15 protein-coding genes and 1 pseudogene are annotated in these 19,037 nt (G+C 50.4%); 3 read left to right on the top strand and 13 right to left on the bottom strand.

Annotated elements, in window-relative coordinates; translation table 11 throughout:
• Positions 1–10 precede the first annotated feature (10 nt).
• The gene (locus OGX92_RS07690; protein ID WP_193134819.1) at positions 11–1,483 is read left to right on the top strand and encodes a fructuronate reductase; all 1,473 of its coding nucleotides are present in this window, start codon (positions 11–13) and stop codon (positions 1,481–1,483) included.
• Between the two features lie 11 nt (positions 1,484–1,494).
• On the opposite strand, the gene OGX92_RS07685 is transcribed toward OGX92_RS07690, so the two are convergent.
• The 8 genes from OGX92_RS07685 to pcoA all read right to left on the bottom strand — a co-directional run bounded on the left by OGX92_RS07685 (position 1,495) and on the right by pcoA (position 9,467).
• Positions 1,495–2,172, bottom strand: a complete 678-nt coding sequence (locus OGX92_RS07685; RefSeq protein WP_003827476.1) for a FadR/GntR family transcriptional regulator — start codon at positions 2,170–2,172, stop codon at positions 1,495–1,497.
• A gap of 443 nt (positions 2,173–2,615) precedes the next feature.
• A complete protein-coding gene (gene pcoE, locus OGX92_RS07680; RefSeq protein WP_000723069.1) occupies positions 2,616–3,050 on the bottom strand; it encodes a copper resistance system metallochaperone PcoE in 435 nt (144 codons plus the stop codon).
• Positions 3,051–3,267: 217 nt separating this feature from the next.
• On the bottom strand, positions 3,268–4,668 hold the full coding sequence (gene pcoS, locus OGX92_RS07675) for a copper resistance membrane spanning protein PcoS (protein ID WP_286586402.1): 1,401 nt from the start codon (positions 4,666–4,668) through the stop codon (positions 3,268–3,270).
• On the bottom strand, positions 4,665–5,345 hold the full coding sequence (gene pcoR, locus OGX92_RS07670; RefSeq protein ID WP_001188930.1) for a copper response regulator transcription factor PcoR: 681 nt from the start codon (positions 5,343–5,345) through the stop codon (positions 4,665–4,667). The genes pcoS and pcoR overlap by 4 nt, the downstream gene beginning before the upstream one ends.
• Before the next feature lie 54 nt (positions 5,346–5,399).
• Positions 5,400–6,278 carry a copper resistance inner membrane protein PcoD gene (gene pcoD / locus OGX92_RS07665; protein WP_332144961.1) on the bottom strand — a complete coding sequence of 293 codons (879 nt, stop codon included), beginning with the start codon at positions 6,276–6,278 and terminating at the stop codon, positions 5,400–5,402.
• A 55-nt stretch (positions 6,279–6,333) separates the two neighbouring features.
• The gene (pcoC, locus tag OGX92_RS07660) at positions 6,334–6,714 is read right to left on the bottom strand and encodes a copper resistance system metallochaperone PcoC (RefSeq protein ID WP_000025662.1); all 381 of its coding nucleotides are present in this window, start codon (positions 6,712–6,714) and stop codon (positions 6,334–6,336) included.
• Between the two features lie 39 nt (positions 6,715–6,753).
• On the bottom strand, positions 6,754–7,644 hold the full coding sequence (gene pcoB, locus OGX92_RS07655) for a copper resistance outer membrane transporter PcoB (RefSeq protein WP_072252507.1): 891 nt from the start codon (positions 7,642–7,644) through the stop codon (positions 6,754–6,756).
• A 5-nt stretch (positions 7,645–7,649) separates the two neighbouring features.
• The gene (pcoA, locus tag OGX92_RS07650) at positions 7,650–9,467 is read right to left on the bottom strand and encodes a multicopper oxidase PcoA (protein ID WP_058661226.1); all 1,818 of its coding nucleotides are present in this window, start codon (positions 9,465–9,467) and stop codon (positions 7,650–7,652) included.
• Between the two features lie 234 nt (positions 9,468–9,701).
• Here pcoA and OGX92_RS07645 point away from each other — a divergent pair, with 234 nt between their 5' ends.
• Both OGX92_RS07645 and OGX92_RS07640 read left to right on the top strand, forming a co-directional pair.
• Complete coding sequence (locus OGX92_RS07645) at positions 9,702–10,151, top strand: PcoE/SilE family metal-binding protein (RefSeq protein WP_286586401.1); 450 nt, start codon at positions 9,702–9,704, stop codon at positions 10,149–10,151.
• A 274-nt stretch (positions 10,152–10,425) separates the two neighbouring features.
• The gene (locus tag OGX92_RS07640) at positions 10,426–11,163 is read left to right on the top strand and encodes a peptidoglycan DD-metalloendopeptidase family protein (RefSeq protein ID WP_000287499.1); all 738 of its coding nucleotides are present in this window, start codon (positions 10,426–10,428) and stop codon (positions 11,161–11,163) included.
• A 38-nt stretch (positions 11,164–11,201) separates the two neighbouring features.
• Here OGX92_RS07640 and OGX92_RS07635 read toward each other — a convergent pair.
• The 5 genes and pseudogenes from OGX92_RS07635 to silB form a co-directional block, all read right to left on the bottom strand.
• Positions 11,202–11,393: pseudogene (locus OGX92_RS07635) on the bottom strand (DUF2933 domain-containing protein); the annotation flags it as partial.
• Positions 11,394–11,433: 40 nt separating this feature from the next.
• Complete coding sequence (silP, locus tag OGX92_RS07630) at positions 11,434–13,884, bottom strand: Ag(+)-translocating P-type ATPase SilP (protein ID WP_023304581.1); 2,451 nt, start codon at positions 13,882–13,884, stop codon at positions 11,434–11,436.
• Positions 13,885–14,011: 127 nt separating this feature from the next.
• On the bottom strand, positions 14,012–14,452 hold the full coding sequence (locus OGX92_RS07625; protein WP_286586397.1) for a DUF411 domain-containing protein: 441 nt from the start codon (positions 14,450–14,452) through the stop codon (positions 14,012–14,014).
• A gap of 85 nt (positions 14,453–14,537) precedes the next feature.
• Positions 14,538–17,684 carry a Cu(+)/Ag(+) efflux RND transporter permease subunit SilA gene (gene silA, locus OGX92_RS07620; RefSeq protein WP_286586395.1) on the bottom strand — a complete coding sequence of 1,049 codons (3,147 nt, stop codon included), beginning with the start codon at positions 17,682–17,684 and terminating at the stop codon, positions 14,538–14,540.
• Positions 17,685–17,694: 10 nt separating this feature from the next.
• Entirely contained in the window at positions 17,695–18,987 is a 1,293-nt protein-coding gene (silB, locus tag OGX92_RS07615; RefSeq protein WP_060635086.1) for a Cu(+)/Ag(+) efflux RND transporter periplasmic adaptor subunit SilB, read from the bottom strand.
• Positions 18,988–19,037 lie beyond the last annotated feature (50 nt).

Raw genomic sequence — 19,037 nt, 5'->3', positions numbered from 1 at the left:
GGAGGTTGTCATGGAACAAAATCTCGCCAACGCTCAGATTTCCACCCCGCGCCCATGCTGGGATCGTTCACGCCTGGTTTCTCGAATCGTACATCTTGGCTGCGGGGCCTTTCACCGAGCCCACCAGGCACTTTATACCCATCATCTGCTGGAAAGCAGCGATAGCGACTGGGGTATCTGCGAGGTTAACCTGATGCCCGGAAACGATGCCACGCTAATTCAAAATCTAAAGGCGCAGGATCTGCTTTATACCGTTGCCGAGCGTGGGGCGCAAAATACAGAACTTAAAATCATCGGTTCGATGAACGAAGCTCTGCATCCAGAATTCGATGGCGGAGATGCAATTATCCGCGCAATGGCGCGCCCGGAAACCGCCATTGTTTCACTGACGATTACCGAGAAAGGTTATTGTACCGATCCCGCCAGCGGCGAACTGGATCTGAATCACCCGTTTATCCAGCATGACATTGTAAACCCGCAGTCACCAAAATCGGCGATTGGCTATATTGTCGAAGCTCTGGCATTGCGTCGCAAGCAGGGATTAAAGGCCTTTACCGTGCTTTCCTGCGACAACGTGCGAGAGAACGGCCATGTCGCGAAAGCAGCTGTCCTGGGGCTGGCAGCGACCCGCGACCCGCAACTGGCCGATTGGATAGCCGCGCATGTTACGTTTCCTTGTACGATGGTGGACCGCATTGTCCCAGCGGCAACGGATGAGGCATTAGCGCAAATCGCCGGGCAGCTTGGCGTGTACGATCCCTGTGCCATTGCCTGCGAGCCGTTCCGCCAGTGGGTTATCGAAGATAACTTTGTTAATGGTCGTCCGGACTGGGATCGGGTTGGCGCGCAGTTTGTGGAAGATGTAGTGCCGTTTGAAATGATGAAGCTGCGTATGCTCAACGGCAGTCACTCTTTCCTCGCATACCTTGGTTATCTGGGTGGCTACGAGACGATTGCCGATACGATGACAAACCCGGCGTATCGCAACGCTGCGCTGGCGTTAATGCTTGATGAACAGGCTCCAACGCTGTCGATGCCTGAAGGTACAGACCTGGCAGGTTATGCGGAGTTGCTGATCGCAAGGTTTAGCAATCCATCGTTGAAGCACCGAACCTGGCAAATTGCTATGGATGGCAGTCAGAAATTACCGCAACGCTTGCTGGACCCCATTCGGCTTCATCTTGAACAAGGAGACAACTACCGTCGCCTGGCTCTGGGCGTTGCAGGCTGGATACGCTACGTCAGTGGTATAGATGAAAAAGGCAATCCAATTGAAGTGGTCGATCCTTTGGCGGAACAGTTTAGGGCTATTTATCAGCACTATCCATCAACTGGGGAGCGTGTCAGGGCACTACTGGCAATTGACACCATCTTTGGGCGGGATCTGCGCGATAACACCGACTTTGTTGAGCATGTCACCGCTGCCTGTCAGCAATTGCACAGCTTAGGCGCGCGTGCAGCGGTAGCCGCTCTGAGTTATTAACGCTTATTGTTTCAAAGACCCACGATCTGCCTGACGTAAGCCAGATGTTCCAGAGATTTTTGATAAGCACCGTCAGCATCCGCCTGGCGAATCGCATCCACAATTGCTTTATGTTGCTGATTCATACTGGTTAACACATCCCGGTTGCCGGAGCGTTTGTCCAGTCCGGCATACGGGATGTTAACGCGTTGCTCCCACAACATACGCGACATATCGAGCAAAACGCGGTTCTGACTGGCTTCAGATACCGTTAAATGGAATAGCTTATCGAGAGAGTAAAAACCGTGGACATTGTTTTCACTAATGGCTTTTTCCATGCTGAGGTGCAGCGCTTCAAGCTGGCTAATTAGCTCATCTTTCCCGGCCTGGGCAGCAAGACGCGCACAATGGCTGTCGACTAACTCACGTGAATAGAGGATTTCTTCAACCGTATAATCACTGGCAGAATGCTTTTTATCAGTAACAATCACGCCATTACCGGACTGGATGGTGATCCACCCTGAGATCTCAAGCACAATCAACGCTTCTCTGAGCGATGCCCGACTCACGCCAAGTTGCTTCGCCAGTTCACGTTCAGGGGGCAAGAAGCTTCCCGGCGGAAAAATACTATCGTTGATGAGCTTAATGATGAGATTGGCTATCTTTTGATAGAGCCGCTCCTGTTTTACCTCAGGAATAACCATGTGCATCCCGTTCCCTTCTGTGTACGATTTTTAACTGATTTATCTTATCATTCCCGGAGTTAAGAAACGCATGCCTGAGTCAGTTCCTTGTAACAGAGGTAAACAAATTCACTCACCAGATACCTGTGTAGAGACATTAAAGTTGTATCCTTTAACCTGAAAAAGACTTTAAAGTTGTAAAGTTTTAAAAAAAACACATACAAAACATAATGCTAAGTGTGTATCACACGCTGTTCCAACATTATGCCTTGATGTTCTTGCAGGAACTGCAATTTACAGGAGGAAAAAGGTGTTTTTGTAGTTATCTGGCGTTACGTGACAGTGTTGGTCAGATACTTCCACCTCTTCAGAGTTAAAGTTTGATATATGGGAAAAAAAAACGCTCCCGGACGGGAGCGTAAGCCAGTGACTTCGGCGTCAAATGAGGGTCTAACAAGTGGAGCTGCGGGTTAATTCTGGGTGATCTGACTGCGATGCTTATCAGCCTGCTGCTGGTGAACAACGGAAGACTGACCATTATTCGCCTTCTCATGTACAGCTGCGGCCTTCTCATGCTCGCTCATTTCAGAAAATGACTTTGCTGTTTCGTTGGTAGCTCCGGGTTTAGCTTTCATCATTTTTTTATGCATTTCAGCCATGTCCTGGTGGGCAGCAGAATTGCTGTTTTGCATCATGTCATGGGACATTGCGGCCTGATCGTGACTGCTCATATCCATCATTGTCATGCTGTCTCCCTGAATTGCACTTTTTTCAGCAGATGACTGCATCTGGTGGGCAGGTGCCTGTGCATTATTTACCTGGTCATGCATGTTCATTGTCTCTGCAGCCATGGCAGATGAAGCGGCAGCCATAATGGCAACAAATGATACGAGAATCTTTTTCATGGTTGGGTCTCCGGTGTTTACATACCCAAACAATCAATGGCTTATAACAGAGAAAGCAGTTGATCTCAGGGCGGGTTAATCATCACTCCAGGAACCAGGTGATTGTGTTATCACGCTGCTCCTGATTTATGAATAATTATAAAAAACCGCCTCTGTTTATCGCGTGACTGAATGATGACAATTTTGTCACCTTCCAGGTTTCTCCTGAACAACGGGATTAATCCATTAACAGGCGCACTTTGAACACAATTTCACGCCCCTGCTGTTCTGCTGACAGCTCGCCGCCGTGAGCATGAATGATCGACCTTGTAATTGATAATCCCAGCCCCGCGCCTTCCGTGTTGTAGAACCTTGATGAGTCTGCGCGATAGAACCGGTCAAACAAACGTTCCAGATTAGCGGGAACCTGGCCGGACATCGTATTCGTAATCATCACGTTCACACAGTCACTGTCACGCTCAAGGTGTATCGCTGTACAGGTGTTATCGGGAGAATACTTGATTGCATTGGAAAGCAGGTTACTGAAAGCACGTCGGAGCATATCGCTGTCTCCGGCAACAACGCCCTCTCCTTCAACCGTGATTGTCTTTCCTGTTTCGTCTGCCAGGGGCTCGAACAACTCACGTAATTCATTCAGTTCGACTGCCAGATCCACATCATGTTTATCCAGCCGCAGCAGACCATGCTCTGAACGTGCCAGAAAAAGCATGTCACTGGTCATTCGTGACAACCTTTTCAGTTCTTCCAGGTTAGCGAATAAAATTTCGCGGTAATGCGAAACATCCCTTTCCTTAGCCAGTGCAAACTGCGTCTGCATCATCAGATTACTGACTGGTGTGCGCAGCTCATGCGCGATGTCAGACGAGAAATCTGACAGTTTCCGGAATGCCCCCTCCAGGCGATCAAACATATTATTGAACTCCTGCATGGTCTCAGAGATTTCCGGCGGAGCCAGATCGGGATTTAGACGCTGATCCAGGCTGTGTACGGTCATGGAGGAAGCCAGACTGGTCATTTCCCGTAGCGGTTTCAGACCAATACGTGTGGTCAGCCAGCCCAGAAAAACAGAAATAAAGACCAGACCGATATTGAACCAGAACAGCCAAGTACTGAGTTTGTCCATAAACAGGGTGTGATACCCAGTATCCGTGGCAACCGTAATGATGACATGTTTGCTTTTACCCTGTTCCGGCGTCACGGCAACCCGCCGCGAGATACTGCGGTACACGGTGTTATTTTCTTCCGTCTGGATCATATAGTCGAGAATATCACCCGACTTATTAAGCAGGACCGCTGGAACAACAGAATTTTTGGCATAGAGTTCAACAATTTTTTCATTTTCCATGTTTTTTATAGAAATGAATAAGCCATTGTGCCCCACCATCGCATCGTTTATTTTTTCTGATAATGACTTAATATCCGTTTTGTTCCTGAACGTCTCTGTTTTAAGAAACTCTTCGGTGAGCTGAAGTTTACCTGTCAGAAAATCGCGGTCCTGATTATCGAAATAGCCATTAAGGGTGCTAATCAGGATAAAACTTGATAACCACCATACCGTAAGCATCACCGCAGAAAAAATCAGGCTCAGGCGTGTGGTCAGGGAAATTTTGAACCTCACTCTTCTCTGATCTCCAGGACATATCCGGCACCGCGAACGGTATGGATCAGTTTTGGCTCAAAGTCATCATCAATTTTACTTCTCAGACGTCTCACGGCGACATCAATCACATTCGTATCACTGTCAAAATTCATGTTCCAGACCAGGGACGAGATAAGACTCCTGGGTAACACTTCTCCGGTGCGTTGCAGCAGCAACTCAAGCAGAACGTATTCTTTACCGGTGAGATGGATCTTCTTCCCCGAACGGATCACGGTCCGGCGCACCATATCAACGGTCATATCGGCGATGGTGCAGACTGTTGCGGCCTGCGAGCGTGCCCGGCGCAGTAGGGTTCTTACACGTGCAACCAGCTCCGTAAAATCAAAGGGCTTAATCAGGTAGTCATCTGCGCCAAGCTCCAGTCCTTTCACTTTGTCCCGCACGTTGTCCTTTGCGGTTAAAAACAGGACCGGTTCTTCGTGCCCGGACTCCCTCAGTGCGCTGATGATTTGCCACCCGTCGAGGAAAGGCAGCATCACGTCCAGTATTATCAAATCATACTGTCCCTTCGACGCGGCCCCGAGACCATCGCGGCCATTATTAAAGAGATCGGCCTGATAGCCTTCCTCAACCAGTCCCTGCTGCAGGTAACGACCTGTTTTTTGTTCGTCTTCAACGATTAAAATACGCTGCATGGTCAACTCGCTGATATGAAAGTAAAAATCTCACGCATGAGCTTTGGCTGTCCCCTAGCTGACCTGAGACGGAGCAAGCATTCCGAGCCACGCTACGGCGCCCAGAATGATAATCGCAACAACGAATTCTGTCAGGATGCTGTTTCGCATCAGGGCAACGCTGCGATCATAATTCCCTTCCCTGACCATAACTTCAAGCCGGGGACCCAGGTGAAACCGGTTTGCTGCAGCCAGAAGAAGCATCAGAACAAACAGAGCCGTCTTGGCAAGCAATATCCTCCCCCAGGAACTGTTGAATAAGGGAGTTAAGTTACCCTCAGCAATATACAGATAGTTGACCAGCGCACTCAGGATCAGGGCTACAACAATCACCGTTCCTGCCGTGGCAAATTTTGCCAGGGAGTCAGATATCACAATGACGCTCTGTGCATTATGCTCGTTTCTGCGCATCAGCAGGATAGCAAATGCAACCAGAGCACCTGTCCAGGCACCTGCAGCGCCGAGATGGGTCAGATCGCTCAGTAAATGGAGATAGTAATGCAGACCGTCATGCATAACGGCGTGTCCTCCCCAGGCAAGTGTAGCCAGCGCCACGCCCCCACTCATCGTCATCAGCAGGCAGGACAATACTCTCTTATTAGTGTAAAGGAACAAAGTACCGAGTGTGGTAAACAGGGCACAGAGCCTGACAATCCAGCTAATACCCACATCAGTTTCTTCTATCACCATCTCGATAACATGGATGGATAATTCTCTGAGGTCAGTTACTCCACTCATGGCATTAGATACCAGGAGCATATTAATGCCAGTAAGAATGATGCCTGTAACAACAGCAAAGGTTATAAACGACCTGAAATTAGTCAGGTTATAGGTTTCATGTCTGACACCGCTTATTCCATATATCTGAAAAAATGGCAATCCAAATATTACCATCAAATCCAGATAAAGAAGAAAACGAATAACAATCATAATCAGGTCGTTCATAATATTACTTCACTGTAAAGGTGTAATTACCGGTAATAGGGTGCGTATCTGAAGAAACCGCGCGCCAGTCAACACGATAAGTGCCAGCGGGTAAAGGCTCTCGCGGAATAATGACCATCGATTTAGGGTCAGCGCCTGGCGCCACTTTTGCCGCGACCGGCATCGGAGAATGTGATGACATGCCTTTCATACCCGTCATCGTTAATTTTGCACCTGAGAATTTCACGGTCAGATTTTCCGAGAAATTAAGCTGAATCTTTTCCGGGGCCGCTACGGCTGAATCAGCCTGTGGCACAGAGCTTTTTAATTCCGGATGGGCCATAGCAGAGAAAGCAACGCCCATAACGAGGCCACCTGTAAGAATGGCTTTATTTAAAATCGACATTTTATTTACCTGTTTAGTTGAGTGTTTTATATCAGTGCGTTAAAACCAGATTCTGGCTCCCGCCAGGAATACTACCTGATGGTCTTTCTCACCTTCTCTTTTCGCCATATCGGATGTTTTCCCGTAAAGTTGATTCCAGGAAACGCCTATATAGGGTGCAAACTCACGGCGTATTTCATAGCGCAGCCGGAGCCCCAGCTCTGTGTCAGTCAGTCCCCTGCCGCGACCCCGCGATTCATCATCCTGACTGTAGAAATTCACCTCATAGGATGGCTGGAGTATGAGCCGGTTAGTCAGTAAAACGTCGTATTCTCCTCCCAGACGAAGGGCTGCTTTTCCGCCATTACTGACAAAACCCGTAATTTCAGACTCAAAATTATAGAGTGCCAGCCCCTGAAAACCGACAGCAGCCCAGGTCCGGGCAGAAGCAGGTCTGAAATCCTGCCTGACACCCGCAACCAAATCCCACCATGGGCCAACCGCATGTCCCCAGAGTAACTGCGCTTCAGCCGCCTCCGTTTCCCCATTGCTTCGTTCACCTTCACTCTTTAGCCAAATCCGATCTGTGTCGCCTCCAATCCAGCTGTTAACACTCCAGCTGAAATTGTTGGTGTTATCCGACCGTTGCCATTCCAGTTGATCCAGCAGAACCAGATAATTAATCGCACTGTCGTGAATCGCATGCCCCTGTAAATTGCCGAATGCAGCCTTCCGGTCGGCATCGGTAACAGGCGGAATTGGCGTTCTGCTCTCAGTTACAATGGGCTCCATTGACGTCATCTCAGTGAAATTCTCATCTGCTGGCATCTGCATGGCAGACATGTCGTGCCCGGCGTGGGGATCTGCAGAGACGGAGCCCGCCGCAATAGAAAGCTGTGAGGTAAACAAACAGGCGACCAGAACAGGTATGGCCTTCAAATTTCTCTTCATTCGCATCATTCCTCCACCCGGACTTCACGAAACATTCCCATTTCCATGTGATAGAGCAAATGGCAGTGATACGCCCAGCGGCCAAGCGCATCTGCTGTCACTCTGTAACTGCGTTTTGTACCAGGGGGAACATCTATTGTGTGTTTACGAACCATGAAATTACCGTTTTCATCTTCCAGATCGCTCCACATACCATGCAGGTGAATGGGGTGAGTCATCATGGTATCGTTGATCAGCGTGATCCTGAGCCGCTCACCGTATTTCAGCAGCACCGGTGCGGCATCTGAAAACTTGATTCCGTTAAATGACCAGGCAAACTTTTCCATGTGGCCGGTTAAATGCAGTTCTATGGTACGGCTAGGTTCACGTCCGTCAGGATCCTCAAAGCGGCTTTTCAAATCCGCGTACGTGAGAACCTTTCTTCCGTTATTTCGAAGACCAATACCCGGATCATTTAATTTCGGAGAGACGCTCATCGCCTGCATATCAACCAGTGGGTTATCCGTTTCTGACGCAGGATGACTTTGCATACCCGGCATTCCGGCCATCCGGGAATGATCCATACCGGCCATGCTGCTGTGATCCATGGGCGCGGAGGATGTCCCGCTATCCGGAAGGTCAGCACCGTCCATAGACATCATCTCTCCGCTGTTATCCATGCCTCCCATCTGGCTGTGGTCCATTCTTGCCATATCATGTCCCATTCCCCCCATACCCATATCTTCCATGGTCAACAGAGGACGAGGATCGAGGGGGGGAACGGCAGCACTTAACCCCTCTCTCGTGGCCAGTGTCCCTCGAGCGTAACCGGTCCTGTCCATGGATTGTGCGAAGATGGTATAGGCCTCACCCTGAGGCTCCACAATGACATCATAGGTTTCGGCAACGGCAATCCTGAATTCGTCAACGGTAACCGGGTTTACATACTGGCCATCTGCAGCCACGACCGTCATTTTCAGCCCGGGGATACGGATATCGAAATAGGTCATTGCCGAGCCGTTGATAAACCGTAAGCGTATCTTTTCACCGGGACGGAACAGTCCGGTCCAGTTTTTCAGCGGGGCCTGCCCGTTCATGAGATAGGTGTAGGTGTAGCCACTGACATCCGCGAGGTCAGTCGGATTCATTTTCATTTCAGCCCACATTTTCCGATCGGCAATGGTGGCTGACAGCCCCCTGGTATTCACGTCGCGGAAAAAAGAGCCAACGGTTGGTTTATTGAAATTGTAGTAATCCGACTGTTTTTTTAATTTTTTCAGCAGGCTGTGAGGATTTTCATCGGTCCAGTCAGACAACATGACCACATGCTCACGATCGTAAGCAAACGGTTCTGGCTCCCTGGCATCGATGATAATGGCACCGTATACCCCCTCCTGTTCCTGCAGACCGGAATGGCTGTGGTACCAGTAAGTCCCGTTCTGCTTAACCTTAAAGGTGTAAACGTAGGTATCATCAGGCTCTATGCCCATAAAACTCAGCCCCGGAACACCATCCATATTGGCCGGAAGAATAATGCCGTGCCAGTGAATGGACGTCTGTTCATTAAGACGGTTTTTGACCTTCAGGGTAATGGTGTCACCTTCTTTCCAGCGAAGAACGGGCCCCGGCAGGCCTCCATTGATTGTTTTGGCCTGACGCTCACTGCCCGTGATATTGACGGCCGTTTCACCAATGGTCAGGTCAAACTGAGTACCCTGCAGGGATGCGGCAACTGGCAGGCTCAGACTGGAACGCGCATTGAAACTCCATACGCCAAGACTTCCGGCTACGCCAGAGAGGGTTAACCCCTTCAGGAAAGTTCGTCGAGACGTTTTCAACAGCATGCGCATTCCCTTATTTAAAGTATGGTTACTGACAGAATTCGAGAACCGATTTAAATTAAATTACTGGTTCATCCACTTACAATGAAATGAATCTAGCACACCTTAAGAAACAAATTCATTACAATCGTGTAATGTACATAGCTGTATTACATTTACGTCATCTTCCCCACAGGTTGATTATTTTTATATATGATCATAAGGACATCTTTTATGTACCTCAGAAGGTAATTACACATGAATATATTAATCACGGCCACTGCGTTTACAGCTTTATTTTGTGGGGCAGCTTTTGCTCAGTCCAGTGATATTGCCCATGAAGCACATCGATTTGTTAATAATGCCTCAGCCGTCAGTCATATGAATTCCTCGACGCATGAAAACTTACCGGACAGGGTTAATAAAAACAACACGCCCTCATTCTCTGAAATGAATGAACATGAAAGGGCCATTGTTGCTCATTCATTTATGAACAACAGCGCGTCCTATGCACATCAGAAAATGATTGAGGAACATAAAAAAATGCTGTCCGACAGTGGTGCAAATTCAAAGACCTCCTCTTCTTCTTTTAACGAACTGAATGCCGGAGAGAAAGCCGCCCTCGTGCATGAGCAGGTCAATAATGCCGGTGCGGAAGCTCATCAGACACAGGCAAGAAAGCTTCGCGGCCTGTATTCCTCCAGGTAACTGCAGGCGGGTTAGTGCTTAGCAGGGCTTTACTGACGGGTTACGTAGCAGGACATGAGCCCCATATTGCTCTGCCGTAACCTGTTTCAGTCCCGTTAATCATCACCGTCAGGCTGGTCATACAGTTCCCAGATCTTCAGGAGCAAACGGGAAACAAGATATGTTACAAAAATGACGACCATCAACGGTGCTCCCGATTAACTGGCAGATGACACGCCTCCTGAAAACCCCTAGCATACGCCGCAGTGTTCATGCTAACGGCGAATTCCAGTAAATGTATTCTACCGATGTCGTAAAAGAAAATGCTTACCTTTCAGCCACCCGCTCGGGGCTGGAATCGAACGAGATCGCTATCCTTCAGCGCTCTTTGCCTTCCCGCTTTAATCTTCGGCATTTGAAAAAAAATGAATCATTAAAACTCGTACTGCAAAAGAAAGCGGGAAAATCACGTGTAGTGGCTTATAAATTTACGTCCGGCTCATTTAATTACACGGCGTATCGTATATCAGACAAAAAGTTCTATAATCTTTCCGATACTTCCGGGAAAGGCAGTCTCGATTATCCGTTACCAGCCACAGCAAGACTCAGTTCACCTTTCAATCCTGCAAGACTTAACCCGGTATCGGGAAAAGTGAGTCCCCATAATGGCATTGATTATTCCATGCCCATGAACACGAAAATAGTCAGCGTCATCGACGGAAAAATCACCCGGGCCGAATACAACAGTACCATGGGATATTTTGTTGAAGTAACGGGAAAAGCCGGTGTTAAAACTCGCTATCTCCACCTCAATAAAATACTCGTTACTAAAGGGGCCAGAGTTACCCGGGGAGGTGCTATTGCGTTATCCGGTAACAGCGGACGTTCATCCGGTCCTCATTTACATTACGAGCTGGTCATCAATAACAATCCTGTTAATTCACTGGCGTTCCGGGCATCGGCACCCGCTGATAACAAACTCGAACAGCATGCCTTTGCGCATGCCAGAGACTACGAACGATACCTGGACTGATAACGGGACCGCGACGCGGCCCCGTTTGCCGGATTAATTTTTTTATCGTTTTCACTTCCGTGATGTTGGTGATCCCCATGCCCTCCGTGGCCGTGGAAAAGATGCATTAGCGGGCAGACCAGCAATAACAGATATGGCCAGTAACCTGCCACATGTGACCAGTGTTCTCGCAGGAGGGCAAATGCCGCGATCGCGGCGACAGCAATAAGCGCATAGGTGGTACTTTTCATACTGGACTCCTTCTGTTCATAACAGACCCTTCACTCAGTGTTATTTCCCGAGCCTGACACTTTTCAGACGCAACGCATTCACAATGACGCTGACGGAAGAAAGAGCCATGGCCGCCGCCGCAATAACTGGCGACAGCAGTATTCCATACACAGGATAAAGCAGGCCTGCAGCCACCGGCACACCAAGTGCGTTGTAGATAAATGCAAAAAACAGATTCTGTCGGATATTTTTCATGGTGATCTCTGACAGATGACGGGCCCTGTTCAGTATCATCAGGTCGCCTTTGAGAAGGGTGACTCCGGCACTTTCAATTGCCACATCTGTACCCGTTCCCATGGCTATTCCCACGTCAGCCGCTGCCAGCGCCGGGGCATCATTCACACCGTCTCCGGCCATCGCAACCACATGGCCAGACGCTTTCAGTCGGGTTATCACTGCTTTTTTGCCATCCGGCAGAATCCCGGCTTCAACCTCATCTATTCCCAGTTTCCGTGCGACTGCTTCAGCGGTAAGCTGGTTATCCCCGGTGAGCATAACGATGCGGATCCCCGCCTGACGCAACGCTTTAAGTGCATCCGGCGTGGTTGCTTTCACGGGATCCGAAATAGCTATCAGGCCTGCAAGGTCCCCGTCCGTGGCCACATAGATAACGGTAGCGCCTTCCATCCGCAACGTATCCGCAACGGCCTTTTGATTATCAACAACGATACTGTTTTCCTGCATAACCAGTTCATTACCAATAACAATCCGTTGACCTTCGACATCGCCTGTGACACCTTTACCCGACGGCGCATCGAAATGAGTGACTGCGGGTATTGCGATCCCCTTTTCCTGTGCTGCTCTGACGACTGCCATACCCAGCGGATGCTGCGAGCCTTTTTCCACTGCGGCCGTTACACGCAAAAGAGAGGCTTCCCCACCCGGACTGAGACTGATAATTCCTGTCACCGTAGGCGAACCTTCCGTGAGCGTGCCTGTTTTGTCGACAACCAGCGTGTCCACTTTTTCAAGACGCTCAAGGGCTTCGGCATTTTTGATTAACACCCCGGCCTGGGCTCCTTTGCCCACCCCCACCATTATCGACATCGGCGTGGCCAGCCCCAGCGCGCAGGGACAGGCAATAATCAGGACCGACACAGCCGCAATCAGACCGTGCGCCATCCTGGGCTCGGGCCCCCAGACAGACCAGATCACGAAAGCAACAACCGCGATAAGTATCACCAGAGGAACAAACCAGCCTGAAACGCTGTCAGCCATTCTCTGGATGGGGGCTCGCGAACGCTGTGCATCAGCGACCATCTGAACAATTCGTGAGAGCATCGTTTCATCTCCGACTTTCTCTGCACGGATGATAAGACTACCTGTCTGATTAATCGTCCCCCCAATGACAGGGGCACCCTCCGTTTTGGTAACCGGCATAGACTCCCCGGTCACCATCGATTCATCAACGGTTGTTGTGCCTTCGACCACGATACCGTCGACCGGAATACTCTCCCCAGGTCTGATGCGGAGCTTATCGCCAGGCAGGACATCTTCCGCATTAATATCCGTTTCATGACCGTCATGGTCCAGCCGCCTGGCGGTTTTGGGGGCAAGGTTCAGAAGCGCAGTAATGGCACCTGAGGTTTGTTCCCGTGCCCGCAGCTCAAGAACCTGTCCCAGCAGTACAAGCACCGTAATTACTGCCGCGGCTTCAAAATAAACGGCCACCAGGCCATCCATGTTTCTGAACGATGCAGGAAACCAGGAGGGGAAGACAGTTGCAATGACGCTGTAAACCCAGGCTACGCCGGTCCCCATAGCAACAAGGGTAAACATATTCAGGGAACGGTTACGTAACGACATCCCGGCCCGGGCGAAAAATGGCCAGCCACACCACAACACGACAGGAGAGGCCAGAAGCAGCTGCAGCCATGTGTTGTACTGTGGCGATACTATATTTCTCAAGGCGGGAAACAGATGAGATCCCATTTCGAGTATCAGAACCGGAAACGCCAGCAACAACCCCAGCCAGAAGCGTCTTGTCATGTCGCGAAGTTCATCGCTTGGCCCCGTGGATGCCGTGGCTACGAGTGGTTCCAGTGCCATTCCACAGACAGGACAGCTTCCTGGACCACGACGGCGTATCTCCGGGTGCATCGGGCATGTCCACACACCTTCAGAAATATCGTTCTCCGCCTGGTGGTGAGGCTGTTTTATCTGATCAGGGATGACCTCGTGGTGATGGTGGTGATGGTGGTGATGGGAATGTTCACTGGCATCTTCTGTAAGATAATGATCGGGATGAGCTTTAAATTTGCTCTCACAGCTGGCGGAGCAGAAATAAAGCTGATGCTCCTGGTATCGAATGCTGCTGTGCGCCTTATCGGGCATGATTGTCATCCCGCACACGGGATCTCTCACCTTATGCAATACGTGACTCTCGTCCGGGGATAATGTCTGTTCAGAGGCAGTCTGGTTGTTGTGTTGCACTGCATTGTCATTTTTCACAGTAACTCTCCTTATGCAAACCTGAAGCGTCTTCTGTATTCAGGTTATGTCATGGATGCGATTACCACGAATGTCGCCGGCACAGGAGTGCCTGCTACCGGCGTCCCGTTATCAGCCGTTCCGCTGACTATTCGATTCGCTGGAAGATCTTTTTACTGCCCTCCGGAGAGAATGCGATAACATCGTAAGCCTCTTTACGGGCCCCCATCTCCATTCCCGGGCTTCCCGCAGGCATACCGGGGGTGGCAAGGCCATAAATCCCTGAACCAGACTGCATTGCCTTATGTATCGTTGTGGCAGGCACATGACCTTCAATGATCAAATTACCAGTAACTGCGGTATGACAGCTTCTCAGCTCAGCAGGAACAGCATATTTTTCTTTCAGGGCTGACAGAGCCTGATCATTCATGACTTGGGTCCGTACCTCAAACCCGTCCTTTTCCATCGCCTTGCCCCACAGGGAACAGCAACCACAGTTTTCAGACTTGTACATGTCTATTACTTTTTCACCTGCCATTGCCGGAAGTGAAAGGCCAAAAGCCAGGGCCATTAAAATTATTTTTTTCATACTCACCTCTGTATGTTATCGATGTAAACCCTGACGTCAGGGTGAATTTATGCAAAAGGACACCCGCAGGGGTGTCCTTTCAGGGTTATGACACGCTCTTTTTATGTCTGCGCAGCCAGATGAGTTTATAGGCGGCAGGAATAATGAACAGGGACAGCAGCGGAGCTGTGATCATCCCGCCAATCATGGGGGCCGCAATACGGCTCATGACTTCTGAACCTGCGCCGGTTCCCCAGAGTATCGGCAGCAGACCCGCGATGATCACCGCCACGGTCATGGCTTTCGGCCGGACACGCAGCACGGCACCATGATAAAGGGCTTCATCAAGACCTTCCGGTGTGAACGTCTCTTTACGGGACAATTCCGGGTGCACTTCAATGGCATGACGCAGATACATCAGCATGACCACGCCAAACTCTGCTGCCACCCCGGCCAGGGCGATAAACCCGGTTCCGGTCGCCACTGACATATGGAAGCCCTGCCAGTACAGGAACCATATTCCGCCAACCAGGGCGAACGGCAGGCTCATCAGGATCAGCAGGGCTTCGTCAACCCGGCGGAATGCCAGATACAACAGGATGAAAATGATCATCACCGTCATCGGCACCATCAGCTTCAGTTTCTTGTTGGCATGCTCAAGCAGTTCAAACTGTCCGGAGAATGCCACACTGGTTCCCGGTCTCAGTTTCACTTTCTCGCTGATGGCCGTCTTAATGTCGTTAACCACCGACACCATGTCCCTGCCGCGGGCATCAACATAAATCCAGCTGGCTGGCCGGGCATTTTCGGTTTTCAGCATGGTTGGTCCAGAAACGACGTTAATATCCGCGACATCGCCCAGCGTGATCTGCTGCTTCATCGGGGTCAGGATCGGCATCTGTTTCAGCGCCTGCGGACTGTTCCGGTAATCCTGCGGGTAGCGAATGTTAATAGGGTACCGGGCCCCCCCTTCAACTGTCTCACCCACCATAGCACCTCCGATTGCTGAAGAGACGAACAGCTGGACATCACCTACCGTCATCCCGTAGCGGGAGGCTTTCTCCCGGTTGATATCGATATCGATGTAGCGCCCGCCCTCAAGTCGCTCAGCCAGGACAGACACCACGCCAGGCACGGTTTTGGCTACCGCCTCGATACTCTGCGCCGTCGCGTCGATATCGGACAGAACAGTCCCGGACACTTTGATACCTATCGGGCTTTTGATCCCGGTTGAGAGCATATCAATACGGTTACGGATAGGCGGCACCCAGAGGTTTGCCAGACCCGGTAAACGGACTGTCCTGTCGAGTTCATCAATAATCTTGTCAATTGTCATGCCGGGACGCCACTGATCCTCAGGTTTGAGCTGGATCGTGGTTTCCACCATTTCGAGCGGCGCGGAATCCGTTGCGGTCTCTGCTTTACCGGTCTTGCCAAATACAGAAGCCACTTCAGGAACGCTTTTGATTAACTTGTCTGTTGTCTGCAGGAGCGCTGCAGCTTCTGCCGGAGAGACGCCAGGCAAGGTCGACGGCATATACAGCAGATCGCCCTCGTTAATCTTCGGCAGAAATTCACCGCCCACCTGACTCAGTGGCCAGATAACCGTGAAAATGGACAAGGCCGCAACCAGCAGGGTTGTTTTTGGCCAGTGGAGGACCCGCAGCAGCAAAGGATGATACGCTTTGATCAGCACCCGGTTCAGGGGGTTACTGGTCTCTGCAGGAATTTTCCCCCGGATCCAGAATCCCATCAGAATAGGAATGACGATGATGGCCAGTGCGGCCGCTCCCGCCATGGAGTACGTTTTCGTGAATGCCAGCGGGCCAAACAGACGACCTTCCTGCCCTTCCAGGGTAAAGATAGGAATAAAGGACAGGGTGATGATCAGCAGGCTAATGAACAACGCGGGTCCCACTTCCACGGAGGCGTCGGTAATCACCTTCCAGCGGGTGGCGTTGTCAATCTGCTCACCCGGATGCTGATGATCCCACTCCTCAAGCCGTTTGTGCGCATTTTCAATCATCACAATGGCGGCATCCACCATCGCACCGACGGCAATCGCTATCCCTCCCAGCGACATGATATTGGCGTTCAGTCCCTGGAAGTGCATGACGATAAAGGCGATACACAGGCCAAGCGGCAGAGAGATAATCGCCACCAGGGCAGAACGTACGTGCCACAGGAACAGAGCACAGACGATGGCCACCACGATAAACTCTTCCAGAAGTTTGGAACTGAGGTTATCAATCGCCCGGTCGATTAACTGGCTGCGATCGTAGGTGGTCACGATTTCAACGCCTTCCGGCAGGCTGGCCTTCAGCGTCTCCAGTTTATCCCTCACTGCCGTGATAACGTCGCGCGCATTTTTACCCGACCGCAGGATCACCACGCCGCCAGCGACTTCTCCCTGGCCGTTCAGCTCGGCAATACCACGCCTCATTTCGGGCCCGGTCTGCACGCGGGCAACATCCCGCAGATAAACCGGCACGCCGTTCTCACCTGTTTTCAGGACGATGTTATTAAAATCATCAATGCTCTGAAGATAACCGCTGGCACGGACCATATACTCCGCTTCGGCCATTTCAACGGATGAACCACCGGCCTCCTGGTTAGACGATTCAAGAGCCTGTTTCACTTCGGGCAGGCTGATCCCATACTGGGACAGTTTTACCGGATTGACCTGAATCTGGTACTGCTTCACCACGCCACCAACCGAGGCTACCTCAGCCACGTTCGGGATGGTCTTCAGTTCAAATTTCAGAAACCAGTCCTGCAAAGAACGCAGTTCTGAAAGGTCGTGTTTTCCGCTGCGATCGACCAGGGCATATTCAAATATCCAGCCCACTCCCGTGGCGTCCGGACCGATTTCAGAGCTCACACCCGCAGGCAGTTTGCCCTGAACCTGATTCAGGTATTCCAGCACGCGCGAACGGGCCCAGTACAGATCGGTCCCGTCTTCAAAAATGACATACACATACGAATCACCGAACTGTGAAAAGCCACGCACGGTTTTTGCGCCAGGTACGGACAGCATGGTGGTGGTAAGCGGATAGGTGACCTGGTTTTCTACAATCTGCGGAGCCTGTCCGGGATAGCTGGTTTTAATAATGACCTGCACATCTGACAGGTCAGGCAGCGCATCGACCGGCGTGTTAATTATCGTCCATGTGCCCCAGATGCTGAGAAACAGTGCGCCCATCATGACCAGGAAACGGTTGGCGACAGAGCGCCGGATAATCCATTCAATCATCGTCGTCTCCTCAGTGCCCTGAATGCATATTTACAGGCTGCTCAGACATTGCTGGCATACTGTTTTCTGTTTTTTCAGGGTGGCGCATACGTTCCAGCGCGCCCGTAATATTGGCTTCGGAGTCAATGAGGAACAGGCCACTGACCACCACGGTATCGCCTTCATTAAGACCGGAGCCAATGCCGGACTGTTGCTGTGATTCATGCAGAACGTGGATCTGTTTCGGCACAAACTTGCCTTCATCATCAACAGTAATCACGCGCTGTTCTTTGCCGGTATCGATAACGGCCTGGCTTGGTATCAGCAGCATCTCCTGACTTTGGGTATTCAGTTTGAGATAGGCATTCATGCCCGGCTTGAGAAACTCATCCTTGTTAGTAACCTGGAGGCGGACCTGAAGCGTGCGGGTTGTCTGATCCACGCTGGGAAGAATGTTCCATTTTTCGACATGGAATGTTTTATCCGGATAAGCCGGTACCGAAATTTCAAACTGCGACGTATCTTTCAGCAGATAGGCGATAGATTCTGGCACTGCAGCGCTGATCCAGACCGGGTCCATCCCCTGAATCTGAGCCACCACCTTATCTTTGGAAATATTCATGCCGGTGCGCAGGTCAAATGCAGTAATGACACCATCAATAGGTGCTTTAATGGTAAAACGGGTCTGGATTGTGCGGGTTGAACGCAGCCTTTGAATATCCTCTTCCGGCATACCAGCCAGACGAAGTCGCTCCAGAACCCCTTTTATCTGGGTTGGCGTACCGCCTGTACCGGATAACAGCAGAAACTCACTTTGTGCCTCAACCCATTCAGGAATGGTGATATCGATAAGCGGAGTGCCTTTCTTCACATGATCGCCAATCGTCAGGGGATACACTTTTTCGACGAAACCGTCAGAACGCGCCTGCACAATGACAAACTGATATTCGTTGTAACTGACATTAGCCGGGATTGTCTGAGAATAATTCAGCATTCCTCGCGTGACTTTTAGCGTTTTTAATCCCAGATTCTGAACCTGAGTTGGATCGATACGGATCCCGCCACTGCTTTTATCGCCACTTTCATCAGCATATTTCGGCACAAGGTCCATATCCATAAAAGGCGATTTTCCGGGTTTATCAAATTTGGTATCCGGTTTCATAGGGTCATACCAGAAAAGTACCTTTTTCTCCGGTGCCTTTTGTTCTGCTGGTACTGTTTTTTGTGATGAGTTTAAATACTGCCAGGCAGTAACCGATATCAGCCCCCCTGCTATGAGGCTGCTGATAATTATTGCAGCATATTTTATCTTTAAAGAAGCCATACAATTTCTCGCTGAAAAATCAAAACACCTGGCATATGCGCACGATTATT

Source organism: Citrobacter sp. Cpo089 (assembly GCF_030332695.1).
Lineage (GTDB): Bacteria > Pseudomonadota > Gammaproteobacteria > Enterobacterales > Enterobacteriaceae > Citrobacter > Citrobacter portucalensis.
Note: the sequence above shows the minus strand (reverse complement) of the source record. Positions and strands in the feature narration are given on the sequence as shown.

Coding starts and splice junctions, on each gene's coding strand:
- pcoB (WP_072252507.1), bottom strand. CDS start 7,644: ATGAAGAGAAATTTGAAGGCCATACCTGTTCTGGTCGCCTGTTTGTTT.
- pcoR (WP_001188930.1), bottom strand. CDS start 5,345: ATGCAGCGTATTTTAATCGTTGAAGACGAACAAAAAACAGGTCGTTAC.
- pcoA (WP_058661226.1), bottom strand. CDS start 9,467: ATGCTGTTGAAAACGTCTCGACGAACTTTCCTGAAGGGGTTAACCCTC.
- pcoC (WP_000025662.1), bottom strand. CDS start 6,714: ATGTCGATTTTAAATAAAGCCATTCTTACAGGTGGCCTCGTTATGGGC.
- OGX92_RS07625 (WP_286586397.1), bottom strand. CDS start 14,452: ATGAAAAAAATAATTTTAATGGCCCTGGCTTTTGGCCTTTCACTTCCG.
- OGX92_RS07685 (WP_003827476.1), bottom strand. CDS start 2,172: ATGCACATGGTTATTCCTGAGGTAAAACAGGAGCGGCTCTATCAAAAG.
- OGX92_RS07645 (WP_286586401.1), top strand. CDS start 9,702: ATGAATATATTAATCACGGCCACTGCGTTTACAGCTTTATTTTGTGGG.
- OGX92_RS07640 (WP_000287499.1), top strand. CDS start 10,426: ATGTATTCTACCGATGTCGTAAAAGAAAATGCTTACCTTTCAGCCACC.
- silA (WP_286586395.1), bottom strand. CDS start 17,684: ATGATTGAATGGATTATCCGGCGCTCTGTCGCCAACCGTTTCCTGGTC.
- pcoD (WP_332144961.1), bottom strand. CDS start 6,278: ATGGTAATATTTGGATTGCCATTTTTTCAGATATATGGAATAAGCGGT.
- OGX92_RS07690 (WP_193134819.1), top strand. CDS start 11: ATGGAACAAAATCTCGCCAACGCTCAGATTTCCACCCCGCGCCCATGC.
- pcoE (WP_000723069.1), bottom strand. CDS start 3,050: ATGAAAAAGATTCTCGTATCATTTGTTGCCATTATGGCTGCCGCTTCA.
- silB (WP_060635086.1), bottom strand. CDS start 18,987: ATGGCTTCTTTAAAGATAAAATATGCTGCAATAATTATCAGCAGCCTC.